This window comes from Sphingopyxis witflariensis (assembly GCF_002205635.1).
GTDB classification, from domain to species: domain Bacteria; phylum Pseudomonadota; class Alphaproteobacteria; order Sphingomonadales; family Sphingomonadaceae; genus Sphingopyxis; species Sphingopyxis witflariensis.
In genome coordinates this window covers 208,514-222,253 of sequence record NZ_NISJ01000002.1, presented here as the reverse complement: position 1 = coordinate 222,253, position 13,740 = coordinate 208,514, and the positions used below count along the sequence as shown (strand labels likewise).

The following is a 13,740-nucleotide window of genomic DNA, read 5'->3' as shown; positions in this document are numbered from 1 at the left end:
TCTTCACGAACAGCGGACAAAGAAAAACCCCGGCCTCTCCATCGAGAGGCCGGGGTTTCTTTTGGCGTTGCCGCCGGAGCGCTTAGAATTTCACGCCCGCTGCGATGCCATAACGGCGCGGTTCGAGGGTGAAGATGTTGGTGTAGTTCCCCGACGACTGATCGGTGATATACTGGCCGGTGACGCTGTTGGCGTCGAACAGGTTCTGGATGAACCCCTTCACATACCATTTATCGTCGGCGCCGTTCAGCTGCAGTTGGGCGTTGACCTGGGCATATCCCTCGATCTTGTTGACGTTGCCGTTGAAGATGCTGCCATAGCTTTCACCGGTATAGGCGATATCGAAGCGCGGGACGAGTGTCATGCCGCCGCTACCCAGATGCGCCGTATACTGGACGCCGGCGCTGAACTTATAGTTCGGAGCCTGCGGCAGTTCATTGCCCTTGATGTTGACGGGAATGCCGGCCGAGAAAACCTGAATCCCGTTGGGATCGAAGCCGTTTCCGGCCGCCGCCGCAAAGGCTTGCAGCACGCCGCAGATGCCGAATGCACCCGTCGAAGCGATACCGCCATCGGCCGGGAAGGTCGTCGTACCCTGCAACCCCGCGCCGGGGAGAATATCTCCCTGGCCCGGCGCAATCACGCCATTCTGGTTCACGTCGACACCGGTGGTGTTGATCGTGTTGTTGACGAAATTCACAAAGGCGTTGCTGCCTGCGGCATTGCCCGCCGTTCCCGGTGCGACGGCGCAGTTCGCGCCATTGGTGATGTCCTTGATAATCACCGAGTCCGAACGCCCACCGCCGAAATCGCGCGGATTGCTGGTGAATTTGTCCTGCGATACCTTGGTATGGAGATAGCTGAAGCCCAGGTTGATCACCAAATTCGGGTCGGGCCGGACGATGGATTCGACTTCGAAACCATAAATGTCGGCGTTGACATTGTCGTTGACCGCGGTGCGGGCGACGATCTCGCTGAGCTGAAGATCCTTATATTTATAGAAGAAGGCCGTCAGGTTCAGCTGGAGCGCGCCATTGCCGAAGCTGTTCTTCGACCCGATTTCGAACGCGTCGACCTGTTCGGGCTTGAAGGTTTCGGGAACCGCAAAAATGGGCTGCAACGGCGGGTTGATGCCGCCCGATTTATAACCCCGCGAATAGGACGCATAGAGAAGATTATCGTCAGTCACCTTGAAATCGATCACCGCGCGGCCGGTGACTTTTTCATAGGAAACGCCGCGAACCTGGAAGGCTTCGCAGCCCGGGACCGAGCCCACGGCACCCACGGGCGATCCCGGCGGGCAGAGGGTGGCGCTGTCGCCGTCGAAGCGGGCGCCATAGAGCGTGTCGAACAGTCCACCGGTCATGGCGTGCGGGGCAAAGATATTGCCGTTGGAACTGGCGAGCAGCGAGCGTGCGCGAACGTCCTTCTTGTCATTATTGTACCGCACGCCGACGGTCAGCTTCAGCCGGTCGTTGAACTCGACATAGGCTTCGCCGAAGATGCCATAGGATTTGATCTTCAGATCGTCGGTGTTGTTGCGGAAAAACGGCTGGCCCAGCACCGACGGGGGCAGGCCCGCGCCCGACGCCGAGAAGGCGCCAAGCACGCCGGTGAGATAGTCGATCGGGAAAGCATTCACATAATAGCTGTTCTCGGTGAGGTGATAATTGGCATAGATGCCGCCGAGCAGGAAGTTGAACGGGCCGTCCAGATCGCTGTTCAGGATCGCTTCGGCCGACCAGCTGGTGTTATACTGGTTCGACCGGTCGAACTGCAGCGACTGGTTGCTGCAGATGCCGTTGCCGCCGTACACACCCCGGCCACTATCATCCGATTGCGACGTGCACAGAACTCCCGTCGGGCCTCCTGGAATAAGCGCCGCGGCAACGGGCGCGAAATAGGTGGCAAGACCGGGGCCAAAGGCGCCATTCGCTGCCGCCTGCAAGGTCGCGAGGCCGCCCGCATAGAGCGCGCGGTTGCCGATGTTGCTGTTATAATCCTGCTGCGCTTCCAGCTTGATCTTCTGATACTGGCCCGACACCTGCAGTGCCACGGGCCCGAAATTATGATCGATCCGACCCTGTAGCGTCAGCTCGCTGGTGAAATAGCTGGGCGTAAAGGCGGTGTTGACCGTCCGCGAGTCCGCCGGGATCGTCGTGTTGGCATAGACGTCGGGGCCATAGATACTGCCCAGTGCGAACGCCCCCGGGATGCCCTGCGTCGCCAGAAATTCCTTCGACGTCAGCACCGCGGTAAAGGTGGAATTGCCATTGAACGGCGAATTGTCGAGGCGGTTGTTCAAACAGCCAAGGATGCCTGTCGGGTCGCGCTGGCAAAGCTGTTTCTGGATGCGCGTGCGCTGGTCCTTTTCGCGGAAATAGGACGCCATCAGGTCGATCGTCGTGTCGGACGAAGGCTCCCATCGGAACGAACCGCGGACCGAGTAAAGGTCGCGGTCGTCGATGCGCGTGTTGAGGAAGGTGTTTTTCGTATAGCCGTCGCGGTTGAGATAAATGCCGGCAACGCGCAGCCCCATGGTGTCGCCCAAGGGGATGTTGACCATCGCCTTGCCCTTCATGGAATCATAATTGCCATATTCGGCTTCGGCGGCAGCTTCGAACACGCCGAGCTTCGGCTTGGCGGTGATCACGTTGACCACGCCCGAGGTCGCGTTGCGGCCGAACAATGTCCCCTGTGGCCCGCGCAGCACTTCGATGCGTTCGAGGTCGAAGAATTCGGTTTCGAACAGGCGGGTCGAAAAGAGCGGGTCGCCGTTCAAATGGATCGCAGTTGCGCTGTCGCAGGTCGTGCCGACGCACAGATCGCCGATGCCGCGAATGGTGAAGCTCGCGCCGGTGAAGTTGGTCTTGGTGAAGGTGACGTTCGGCAGCGTCAGCTGAAGATCGGACGGCGTCTTGATCTGCTGTGCTTCCAGCGCTTCGCTGGAAAAGGCGCTGACCGCGATCGGCACGTCCTGCAGGCGTTCCGACTGGCGCTGGGCCGTGACGACGATTTCGCCGCCGAAGGCATCCCTTTCCGTTTCAGCTGCGTCTTGCGCAAATACAGGCGTCGCCGCCGTCATCGCAAGAATCGACGTCCCGATCAGTGCCTTGAACTTCATGTATAGCCTCCCTTTTTCGAACCCGCGAGGTGCGGGGCCGCCCAACTCAATCAGTGGTAAGGGGAGGGGGTATGACCAGATGTGGCACAAGGTGCCCGGCCCAGATGGCCCGGTTCCATGGTGTATCCCACTTGCCAGCGGTGCTGGTCATCGTCCTCTCCCACCGGCGTCGGGGAAAACGCCGGCATCTCCGGAATACGGCTCGCTTGAGCGAACTCTGTATGAAGCCAAAGGTGCGCTTAGTTGACGAAAGCGTCAAGCCACTTGTTTGGCGCAGAAATACGCCGAAATTTGATCGTGTTTGAACGCGGGAAAACTTCGGTTTCCGCAACGTAAACTTGGTCCCGGGTCATAAAAACTTGTCGCTGCGGCCTTGCTTATCGGCCCAATCGGCCCGACATGTGCGGCTTGAAAGCAACAGTGAAAGCGGGGCGATGAGCGAAGTTGAAGTGGGGCCGGACGGCAAGATCATTGTTCCCGACCATGTGCTGGATGCCGTCCGTACGCTGATCGAATGGACCGGCGACGATGTGGCGCGCGAAGGGCTGCTCGACACGCCGCGTCGCGTAGCGCGCGCGTGGAAGGAATATTGTCAGGGTTATGCCGAGGATCCGTCGGTGTATCTGTCGCGCACCTTCGAAGAGGTCGGCGGTTATGACGAGATCGTGCTGCTGCGCGACATCCCGTTCCAGTCGCATTGCGAACATCATATGGCGCCGATCACCGGCAAGGCTTCGATCGCCTATCTGCCCAGGGACCGCGTCGTCGGCATCTCGAAACTCGCGCGCGTGCTGAATGGTTATGCGCGGCGGCTGCAGGTGCAGGAACGGCTGACCGCCGAGGTCGCGAAGTGCATCTGGGACAATCTCCAGCCGCACGGCGTCGCGGTGGTCATCGACGCGCAGCACGGTTGCATGACCGGGCGCGGCGTTCGCACTCCGGGCGTGGGCATGGTCACCAGTCGCCTGCTCGGTTGCTTCCTCGACGACCAGCGCAGCCGGAAGGAAGTCCTGAGCCTGATGGGTTATTGATGGCGGGCTGCTTGCTGGTTCTGGGGTGAGAATGGCAGAAGATCCTCCCTGTGCCGCAGGCATGGGGAGGTGGCAGCGCGAAGCGCTGACGGAGGGGCAGGAGCGCCTCGGCCCCTCCACCACCGCTTCGCGGCGGTCCCCCTCCCCTTCGTCATCCCGGACTTGATCCGGGATCCATGGCTTCCATTGCCTTCTGGGCCCCGGATCAAATCCGGGGTGACGAGGATTGGGCATAGTGAACGGCTTCTCACCTCAAAGCTGGGCTCGCACTTGCGCTCGCCGAACACCAAATCACCATAGAAAAAAGGCCCCGGAACATGATGTTCCGAGGCCTTTTCTGTCTCTTGCGAGAGGGAAGCGATTAAGCTTCTTCGCCCTCTGCGTCCGCTGCAGCGACTTCCGAAGGGGGCGTGCCCTCTTCATATTCGTCTTCGCTGTCGGGTTCCAGTGCCGTGGCGACTGCCTCGGCCTGTTCTTCCTCGAACATCGCAGCGATGACGTCGATGCCCTGCTTCTGCATTTCTGCTTCGTCAGGCGAACGTGCCACGTTGACGCTGACGGTCACGATGACTTCGGGGTGCAGCTTGACCTTGACGTCGACGAGGCCGAGCGCCTTGATCGGGCGTTCCAGCTCGATCATCGCCTTGCCAACGCCTTCGACGCCGTTTTCGACCAGCGCATCGACGATGTCGCGGACCGAAACCGAACCATAAAGCTGGCCGGTGTTCGACGCCTGACGGATCAGGACGACCTGCTGGCCGTCGATGCCGCTGGCGCGGCCTTCGGCGTCGGTGCGGCGTTCAGCGTTGTCAGCTTCGATCTTCGACCGGTTGGCTTCGAACAGCTTGCGGTTGGCTTCGTTTGCGCGCAGCGCCTTGTTGTTGGGCAACAGGAAGTTACGGGCAAAGCCATTCTTGACGGTGACGACATCGCCGATACCGCCCAGTTTCTCGATACGCTCGAGCAGGATGATTTCCATCGTTCCGCGCTCCTTACTTCACAATGTAGGGGAGCAGGCCGATGTGGCGCGCGCGCTTGATCGCACGGGCCAGCTCACGCTGCTTCTTGGTGGACACCGCGGTGATCCGCGACGGGACGATCTTGCCACGCTCCGACAGGTAACCCTGAAGCAGGCGGACGTCCTTGAAATCGATGACCGGTGCATCCTTCGTGCTGAAGGGGCAGGTCTTGCGGCGGCGGAAAAAGGGTCGTGCCATGGTGCTTGTTCCTTATTCTTCGCCGTCGCGGTCACGGCCGCGGCCGCCACGACGTTCTTGCTTGCGCATCATCACGGACGGACCCTTTTCGAGTTCGTCGACGCGGATGGTGATCCAGCGAAGGATGTCTTCGTTGATGGCAGCCTGGCGCTCGATCTCGGCGACGGCTTCGCCCGACACTTCGGCCGACAGCATCACATAATGACCCTTACGGTTCTTCTGGATCTTGTAGGCGAGCTGCTTCAGGCCCCAGGTTTCGGTCTTGTGAACCTGGCCCTTATACTCGGTAATGACGTTGGTGACGGTTTCCGCCAGCGCGTCGACCTGAGCTTGGCTCAGGTCCTGACGCGCAATAAAAACATGCTCGTAGAACGGCATGGTGCGCTTCCTCAATTTGGCCGATCGCTGGTGCCGCGCCAATCGCGTCACCCCTCCGGCTGTCGTCGTTGCTGTGCGAAATGGTGCAAAGCAAACGGGGCGATGGCAAAAGAGCCTCGCCCCGATGCGGGCGCCTATACAGATTCGCGGGCGGAAATCAAGCATTCGCTGGAAATCTGCAAACGTCGAACCGTATGGCGGTTCAGTGGGTCGCCCTTGGTCCCTGCGCCAATAGCGGTGCCCATATCGCCCGCAGGTCGCGATCGGGGGAGGGGGAGGAGGGGGTGGCAATCGTCGCAAGCGATTGTTCCATTGCTCTCACGAAATCCTTGCCGGGGGCGGGACTCAAAAATCGCCCCTGCATTTGCTCTGTCCACGTCCAGGGCTTGTTGCCCGGCTTGCTGCCGGCGGTCATGGACAACCAGCGGTCGTCCCAGACGGTGATGTTCAAAATGCGATGGGGAGAGCGGCTTTGGATGCAGGCGATCTCCACGCATCGGATATCGACCCCATCGCGGCGATCCAGGACATGCTCCACCGAAATGCTGGCGAGCATATGTTTCAAAGCCTTGCTTCGTTTTTGCAGGCTTTGCGTAACCTCATCCAGAAAGCTGCTCTGCCTCGATGGCGCCGAGCGATCGAGGGGAGGCGAGGCTGTCACAAGCCTGCCTGTTGCAATCGTCCCAGCAATTCCCGGCCGAATTCGGTGAGCGTATCGTCGCGCGCGCCGAGGATGAGGATGCGGTCGCCGGGTTTCGCTTCGTCCAGCATCGCCGCGCCGCACGCCGCACGTGTGGTCAGGTGGGCGGCCTCCGCGCCACCGGCAACGATATCGGCGACCAGCGCCTCGCTGCCGACGCTGCGGTCGACGGTGCCGCCGAAATAGACGGGGTCGCACACGAACAGCCTGTCGCCGTCGCGCATCCCGCCGGCAAAGCTCGCCGCCAGTTCCTTGCCCATCTGGCGCAGCGGGCCATAGCCGTGCGGCTGGAAGAAGAGCAAAGCCCGCCCCGGCAGCTCGGCGACGGCGGCGAGGGTCGCCGCCACCTTGTCGGGATTATGCGCGAAATCGTCGATGACGGTGACGCCATTCGCCTGCCCCAGCACTTCATAGCGGCGCGCGAGGCCGGTGAAATCGGCGAGTGCGGCGACCGATTGCCCGACCGATATATTGACCGCACGCGCCGCCGCGATCGCGGCGAGCGCATTGGCGGCATTGTGGCGCCCCGGCATGCGCAGGCGCACGTCGTGGCGGTCGGCCGCGAAGCTGACGGTGAAGCGGCAACCATCGGGAAGCGCCTCGAAATCGCCGCCGCGGATCGCTGCGGCATCGCTGAAACCGAACCGCATCACATTGTCGCCGTTGAGCAGCGGCACCGATTCCGCGTCGTCGGCGTTAATCACCGCAATCCGCGCCTTGGCGGCAAAGTCGCCGAACAGCCGGTGCAGCTCTTCGAGGCTCTTGTGATCGAGGCTGATGTTGGTGACCACCGCGACGTCGGGCTGATAAAGCGCGATCGAGCCGTCGCTTTCATCGACTTCGCTGACATAAGAGGCGGCATCGCCGACCAGCGCACTTGCGAAGGGCATGTCCTCGCCCGCAAAATTGCGCATCACCGCGCCGTTCATTACCGTCGGCTTGCGACCTGCGCTTTCGAGGATCCAGCCGATCATCCCGGTCACGGTCGACTTGCCGCTCGTCCCGCCGACGCCGATCGCCTTGTCGGCGGCGTTGAACAGCGCGGCATTGAGGTCGGCGCGCGTCATGCGCGGCAGGCCGAGCGCGTTGGCGGCGGCAACATCGGGCACGCTATCCTCGACCGCCGCCGAGGCGACGAGGATCTGCCCGGCCTTCGGTCCGCTGCCATCCTGCGGGAACAATGTGATCCCCTGATCGGCAAGCCATTGGAATTTCTCGGGCGAGCGACCTTGATCGCGGCTGCGATCAGACCCCGAAACCGCACTGCCGCGCGCCGCAACGATCATCGCCAGCGGCAACATGCCCGACCCACCGATGCCGCAAAAGAAATAGGATTTGTTTTCGGTCATGGCCCGGCGTTATGGCCTCATGCGAGCAATGGCAATATCCCCTCTCCCGTCGGGAGAGGGTTGCGCAGACTTGGCGCGAAGCGCCTAGGCGAAGCTGGGTGAGGGGATCAGGGGTGGCGCGAGTATCAAACGACAGGTCCCCTCATCCAACTTCGCCTAGCCGGCGAGCCGGCAAGGCTACATATCCTTCTCCCAAGGGGAGAAGGAGCTGATGCGCATCGGAATTGTCGCCCCCTCCACCCCCATTCTCCCCGACGACGCCGAAGCCGTGCGGGCTCTCGCCAGTCTCGGCTATCCCGGCGTCGAGTTGGAATTCGACCCGCAATGCTTTGCTGTTCACGGCCATTTTGCGGGTGAAGACGGGCATCGTTTTGCGGCGCTCGTCGAGATGGCGAACCGTCCCGACATCGACGCGATCTGGTTCGCGCGCGGCGGCTATGGTGCGTGTCGGATTGCTGAGGATGCGGTCGCGGCGATGACCCCGGTCGCGCGTGGCAAGGCCTTCCTCGGCTATTCGGATCAGGGCAATCTGCTCGGCGCGCTCTATCGCGACGGCTTCGACCATGTCGCGCATGGCCCGATGGTCGCCGACATTCGCCGCGAGGGCGGCGATGCCGCAGTGCTGCGTGCGCTCGACTGGCTGGTCGCGCGCGATCCGGCGGCGTGCGAGCCGGGGTTGCAGCACGGCGCGCGCCACGCGGCGTTCAATCTGATGACGCTGTCGATGCTGCTCGGCACCCCGCTCGAGCCCGACCTATCGGGCCATGTGCTGCTGGTCGAGGAGGTCAGCGAATATCTCTACGCCTTCGACCGCGCCCTTTTCCATGTCACAAGCTATCTGGCGCCGCGCGGCCTCGCCGGCCTGCGTCTCGGGCGGGTCAGCGACGTGCCTGAAAACGACCGGCCTTTCGGCGCCGAGGCTGAGGAAATCGCGCAGGGCTGGTGCGCGCGCGGGGGCATCCCTTGGCTCGGTCGCGCCGACATCGGGCATGATGCGGACAATAAGGTCGTCCCCTTCGGCTTGCATCGCGCCGGGTGACGCAATAGGCGCGGGGCAACAAATCACTCCACAGGGGACGCAAGATGCGCGCATTTATTTTTCCGGGTCAGGGCAGTCAGGCAGTCGGCATGGGCAAGGCGCTCGCCGACGCATCGCCGGTCGCGCGCGAAGTGTTTCAGGAGGTCGACGACGCGCTCGGCCAGAAACTCTTCCAGCTGATGAGCGAAGGGCCGGTCGAAGAGCTGACCCTCACCGAAAATGCCCAGCCCGCGATCATGGCCAACGCCATCGCGACGTTGCGTGTGCTCGAAAAGGAAGGCGGCGTGACGCTGTCGGCCAAGGCCGATTATGTCGCGGGTCACAGCCTTGGCGAATATAGCGCGCTCTGCGCCGCAGGTGCCTTCGACCTCGCGACCACCGCACGTCTGCTCAAGACGCGCGGGCAGGCGATGCAGGCGGCGGTGCCGGTCGGCATCGGCGCGATGGCCGCGCTGCTCGGCGCCGATATCGAAACCGCGCAAAAGCTTGCCGATGCCGCGGCCGAGGGCGAAGTGTGCACGGTCGCCAACGACAATGACCCGTCGCAGGTCGTGATCTCGGGCCACAAGGGCGCGGTCGAGCGCGCGGTCGCGCTGGTCAAGGATTATGGCATCAAGCGTGGCGTGTTGCTGCCGGTGTCGGCGCCCTTCCATTGCGCCCTGATGCAGCCCGCCGCCGACGCGATGGCCGAAGCGCTCGGCGCCAACTCGCCCGCCGCGCCGCTGATCCCCGTCGTCGCCAATGTCACCGCAAGCCCGGTGAGCGACGCCGCTGCGATCCGCGACCTGCTCGTCCAGCAAATCACCGGCCGCGTCCGCTGGCGCGAGAGCGTCGGCGCGATGGAAGATATCGGCGTGACCCACTTCGTCGAATTCGGCGGCAAGGTTCTGTCCCCGATGGTCAAGCGCAGCGCGTCGGGCGAAGTCGAGACGACCAGCGTCATTTCGATGGACGATATCGAGGCGCTGCTCAAAGCGCTGTAAGCTGAAAATTTCAGGAGACTAAATATGTTCGATCTCACCGGCATGACTGCCCTCGTTACCGGCGCTTCGGGCGGCATCGGCTCGGCCATCGCGCAGGCGCTCGCCGCGCAGGGCGCGCGGCTTGCGGTTTCGGGTTCCAACGCCAACAAGCTGAATGCCTTTCGCGATAGCCTCGGCGGCGATCATGTCGCACTGCCGTGCAACCTTGGCGATGGCGCCGCGGTCGATGCGCTCGTGCCGTCGGCGGTCGAGGCGCTCGGCAAGCTCGATATCCTCGTCAACAACGCCGGGGTCACCCGCGACAATCTGATCATGCGGATGAAGGATGACGAGTGGATGGACGTCATCCGCATCAATCTGGAAGCCAATTTCCGCCTCGCGCGCGCTGCCGCCAAGCCGATGATGAAGGCGCGCTTTGGCCGCATCATCTCGATCACCAGCGTCGTCGGCGCCACCGGAAATCCCGGGCAGGCCAATTATGCGGCGTCGAAGGCGGGCGTCACCGGCATGACCAAGGCGCTGGCGCAGGAACTGGCAAGCCGCGGCGTCACCGCCAACTGCGTTGCACCCGGCTTCATCGCCACCGCAATGACTGACGACCTGCCCGACGCGCAGAAGGAAGCGCTCAACCAGCGCATCCCGGCGGGCCGGATGGGCGAGGGGAGCGACATCGCTGCCGCAGTCGTCTATCTTGCTTCGAAGGAAGCCGGCTATGTCACCGGCCAGACATTGCATGTGAACGGCGGGATGGCCATGCTGTCCTGAGCCAGATGGGGCGAAGGCCCCGGTGGGGGAGGAAGCGCATGATCAGATTCTGGGTGTGCGGTGCGGCGTTGGCGACGGCAGCGATGCCGGTCGCGGCATCGGCGCAATTGGGGGACAAGCTCGATTGCGCGGTCGACAAGGCTGAGCCGCCGTTCAAGAATCTGCTGGCCGAAGCGCTGATCGGCGACGGCGAGAATCTGGGCTTTGAGCGACTGCTGGGCCAGTTTTCGACAATCGCCGATAGCTGTACCTCAGGCTTCGTACTCGATGCCGCGCAGAAGAAGGCGTATCTCGACTATGGGGTCAGCCGCATATTGCGCGACTGGCTGACCAGCCGGTTGGCGAGCTACGGCCTGTCGGCAACGGCTATCGATACCGCGCTCGATTTCGGGCCGGGCCGCAGCAACCCACGCCTGTCCGGCGAGATGAGCGAGGATCAGGTCAAGATATTGGTCCAGGCCTTCATGGAAGGCGGGGTTGATACCGAAAGCCTCAGCTCGCCCGCGTGGGAAAGCGTCGGCACCTATGCGGCGGTGTCGTCAATCTATTGGCGCCAGCGGCAGGCCTTGTCCGCATGGACGGTGATGCCGCTATCGCTGCTTGCGGAGCCGGAACGAGCGAAGCCGGCCTCAGTCGCACCTGCCGCCGGGCTCGAACCGGCCGTCGCTGCGCCGCCACCAGCAGTGGCGGTTTCTGCTCCAGCACCGACGTTCGAACCGGTGGTATCGGCTCCTGCGTCGGCTGAACCGATCCCGACTCCCGTACCGGAACCGACGCCCGAAGCACCCATCGCCACGGCGCCACCGGCCGAAGCGGCTCCGGCGCCTTCACCGGAATCCGCTCCGCCAGTGGAGGTTAGAAGCTCGCCCGAGCGGTGACGCGAATGTCGCGGCCCGCCAGCGGCACATAATCCTTCGTAAAGCTGGCGTGGCGCCGCGCATCGACGTCGAAGATATTGTTCGCGGCGAGGCTCAGCGTCAGATTCTTAGTATCGGGCAGCGGCCGCCAGCTGATCGAGGCATTGACGAGCGTAAAGCCCTTGGTCGGCGTCTCGAACGCCGCGTTGCGGTTCTGGTTGTCGGTCCACTCGACCTCGGCGCGTGCGTCGATCCGTTCGCCCTGCGCTTCGATCCCGCCCAATATCCGCATCGGCGGGATGCGCGGGACATGGTCGCCGCCCTTGATCTTGGCGCGCGTCATGTCGGCGGTGACGTCGCCGACGATGTTGAAGCCGCTGATCTGCGCCAGTCGCGCGCTCGCCTCGGCCTCAAAGCCATAGACGCGCGCGTCGCGCTGAAAATATTGGAAGACCGGCAGTTCATCCTCTTCGGCGCCGGTCGCCTCGGAATAGATGAAATTGTCGAACCAGTTGGCATAGCCGGTCAGGCTGAAATTGATCGCGTCGCTCGCATATTTGAATGAGGCTTCGCCGCCCCAGCTGGCTTCGCGCTTGAGGTCGGGATTGCCGAGTTCGAACGATTGCGTCGCGATATGCGGGCCGTTCGAGAACAGCTCTTCGGCTGACGGCGCGCGCACCGCACGGGCCAGTGACACGCCGAATTTCATGCCATCGGCAATTTCGTAATTGGCACCAAGCGCGCCCGAGACCGTGTCGAACTTGCGGGTGATGCCCAGCGCCGGCGCGCGAACGTCGGTGGTCTCAAAGCGTGCCGCGGCTTCAAGCCCGAGCGACCCCAGCGTCCATTCCTGAAGCGTGAACAGCGCGAACTGGTCGGTCAGGTTGCGCGGGACAAAGGCTTCGGCGCCGACCGCGTTGAAATCGCGGTGGCTATATTGCACCCCGCTCGCGCCGCGCCAGCCGCCGCGGTCGTTCTGCGCCAGCTCCAGTCGCCCTTCGACGCCCTGATTGGTAAAGACGGTGCCGACCTCGTCGCCCTCAAACTCGGTATGCTCATAATCGGCAAAGCCGCCGCGCAGGCGCAGCTTGCTGAAAAAGCCATCGCCCAGCTCGACTTCGCCGCGGAGATCCGCGCGCCACTGCTTCAGGCCGATCGTCACCGGGCCTTCGCCATGCTCATGCCCGCCCTCTTCACCTTCTTCGCCGCCATGGTCGTGCGACGTGTTGGGGCGGCTCGGGACGCCATATTTGCTGTCGAAATAGCCGATCGAAATGCCCAGCTGGCCACCGTCGTTGATCAGCGACAGGCCGCCGCCGGCGGTCCAGGTCTCGCTGGCGGTGTTGGCGACCTTGCCGCGTGAATTGGCCTGGGCGGTGAGTTCGTCGGCTTCGTCCTGATGACCGTCCTCGACCGCATGTTCGGCGAGGTGGAGCAGGTCGCTGCGGATTTCGGGAGCAAAGACATAGCCCCCCGCGCGGACGTCGCCGCTCTTGCGCCAGCTGCCGTCGACATGCGCGACGATCTGCGGGCTCAGCGCGACGTCGACCGAGGCGCCGACATTGCGGTCGTTGGCGGCGGTCGTATAGCCGCCGATCGCGTCGATATGGACATGGTCGGCGGGAACTTTGCGCGGAATCCGGCGGTCGAACAGATTGACCGCGCCGCCAATTGCCTGGCTGCCGAACAGCAGCACCGCGGGGCCGCGCAGGATTTCGATACGTTCGACGGTCAGCGGATCGATCGTCACCGCGTGATCGGCCGAGGTGTTCGATACGTCGATCGACCCGATACCGTCGGTCAGGACGCGGACGCGCTCACCCGAAAAGCCGCGCAGCACCGGGCGCGACGCGCCGGGGGCAAAGCTGGTTGCCGAGACGCCGGGCTGACGGGTCAGCGTGTCGCCGATCTGCCCGCGAATGTCGCGCGCCAGCTCGTCGCCCTCCAGCACCGACACATTGCCCAGGATGTCGAGGCTGCGGATATAGGGAGCGGTGACGACGATCGGTTCGCCGGTGTGGACGTCATCGTCGCTGCCCGTGGCGGCGCGATTCTGCGCGAAAGCAGGGGAGGAGAGAATGATGGCAAGCGTGAAACCGGCGGAGGAGAGCAGTCGCATCGGCGGAAAATCCTGTCAGTTGGTAAAGATGTTGCGGGGTCAGTAATGATATACTGTTACAATGACAACCCCCGAAAGTCCGCTTAGAAGGCGTTGGTCGGGCGTCGGGTGCCGTTGGTCGACAAAGGCCGAACATTGCCGCGCCAAGCGAAGCTGTCTTGCAGCGTGTCATGCGCGG

Annotated in this window: 12 protein-coding genes; 5 read left to right on the top strand and 7 right to left on the bottom strand. The window is 63.1% G+C overall.

Features of this window, described 5'->3' with window-relative positions; genetic code table 11:
• Window positions 1-82: 82 nt before the first annotated feature.
• Window positions 83-3,124, bottom strand: coding sequence for a TonB-dependent receptor (locus tag CDQ91_RS05060; RefSeq protein ID WP_088471634.1), 3,042 nt, complete (start codon window positions 3,122-3,124; stop codon window positions 83-85).
• Between the two features lie 434 nt (window positions 3,125-3,558).
• On the opposite strand from CDQ91_RS05060, the gene folE reads away from it, so the two are divergent.
• Window positions 3,559-4,155, top strand: a complete 597-nt coding sequence (gene folE, locus CDQ91_RS05055) for a GTP cyclohydrolase I FolE (RefSeq protein ID WP_088471633.1) — start codon at window positions 3,559-3,561, stop codon at window positions 4,153-4,155.
• 361 nt (window positions 4,156-4,516) lie between these two features.
• On the opposite strand, the gene rplI is transcribed toward folE, so the two are convergent.
• From rplI to CDQ91_RS05030, 5 genes are all read right to left on the bottom strand, one after another.
• On the bottom strand, window positions 4,517-5,134 hold the full coding sequence (gene rplI, locus CDQ91_RS05050; protein ID WP_088471632.1) for a 50S ribosomal protein L9: 618 nt from the start codon (window positions 5,132-5,134) through the stop codon (window positions 4,517-4,519).
• 13 nt (window positions 5,135-5,147) lie between these two features.
• Window positions 5,148-5,372: a 30S ribosomal protein S18 gene (rpsR, locus tag CDQ91_RS05045; RefSeq protein WP_088471631.1), complete on the bottom strand. Its 225-nt coding sequence runs from the start codon at window positions 5,370-5,372 to the stop codon at window positions 5,148-5,150.
• 12 nt (window positions 5,373-5,384) lie between these two features.
• The gene (gene rpsF, locus CDQ91_RS05040; protein ID WP_088471630.1) at window positions 5,385-5,750 is read right to left on the bottom strand and encodes a 30S ribosomal protein S6; all 366 of its coding nucleotides are present in this window, start codon (window positions 5,748-5,750) and stop codon (window positions 5,385-5,387) included.
• Window positions 5,751-5,952: 202 nt separating this feature from the next.
• A complete protein-coding gene (locus CDQ91_RS05035; RefSeq protein ID WP_088471629.1) occupies window positions 5,953-6,306 on the bottom strand; it encodes a hypothetical protein in 354 nt (117 codons plus the stop codon).
• A gap of 101 nt (window positions 6,307-6,407) precedes the next feature.
• Entirely contained in the window at window positions 6,408-7,799 is a 1,392-nt protein-coding gene (locus CDQ91_RS05030; protein ID WP_088471628.1) for a Mur ligase family protein, read from the bottom strand.
• Window positions 7,800-8,010: 211 nt separating this feature from the next.
• Between CDQ91_RS05030 and CDQ91_RS05025 the strand changes: the two genes are divergently transcribed.
• Genes CDQ91_RS05025 through CDQ91_RS05010 form a run of 4 tightly spaced genes read left to right on the top strand, consistent with a single transcriptional unit; the run spans window position 8,011 to window position 11,464 of the window.
• Window positions 8,011-8,838, top strand: a complete 828-nt coding sequence (locus CDQ91_RS05025; protein WP_088471627.1) for an LD-carboxypeptidase — start codon at window positions 8,011-8,013, stop codon at window positions 8,836-8,838.
• A gap of 44 nt (window positions 8,839-8,882) precedes the next feature.
• Window positions 8,883-9,821 carry an ACP S-malonyltransferase gene (gene fabD, locus CDQ91_RS05020; RefSeq protein WP_088471626.1) on the top strand — a complete coding sequence of 313 codons (939 nt, stop codon included), beginning with the start codon at window positions 8,883-8,885 and terminating at the stop codon, window positions 9,819-9,821.
• A 24-nt stretch (window positions 9,822-9,845) separates the two neighbouring features.
• Complete coding sequence (gene fabG, locus CDQ91_RS05015; RefSeq protein ID WP_088471625.1) at window positions 9,846-10,586, top strand: 3-oxoacyl-[acyl-carrier-protein] reductase; 741 nt, start codon at window positions 9,846-9,848, stop codon at window positions 10,584-10,586.
• Window positions 10,587-10,624: 38 nt separating this feature from the next.
• A complete protein-coding gene (locus tag CDQ91_RS05010) occupies window positions 10,625-11,464 on the top strand; it encodes a hypothetical protein (RefSeq protein ID WP_088471624.1) in 840 nt (279 codons plus the stop codon).
• Here CDQ91_RS05010 and CDQ91_RS05005 read toward each other — a convergent pair.
• Complete coding sequence (locus CDQ91_RS05005; RefSeq protein WP_088471623.1) at window positions 11,442-13,562, bottom strand: TonB-dependent receptor; 2,121 nt, start codon at window positions 13,560-13,562, stop codon at window positions 11,442-11,444. The genes CDQ91_RS05010 and CDQ91_RS05005 overlap by 23 nt on opposite strands.
• Window positions 13,563-13,740 lie beyond the last annotated feature (178 nt).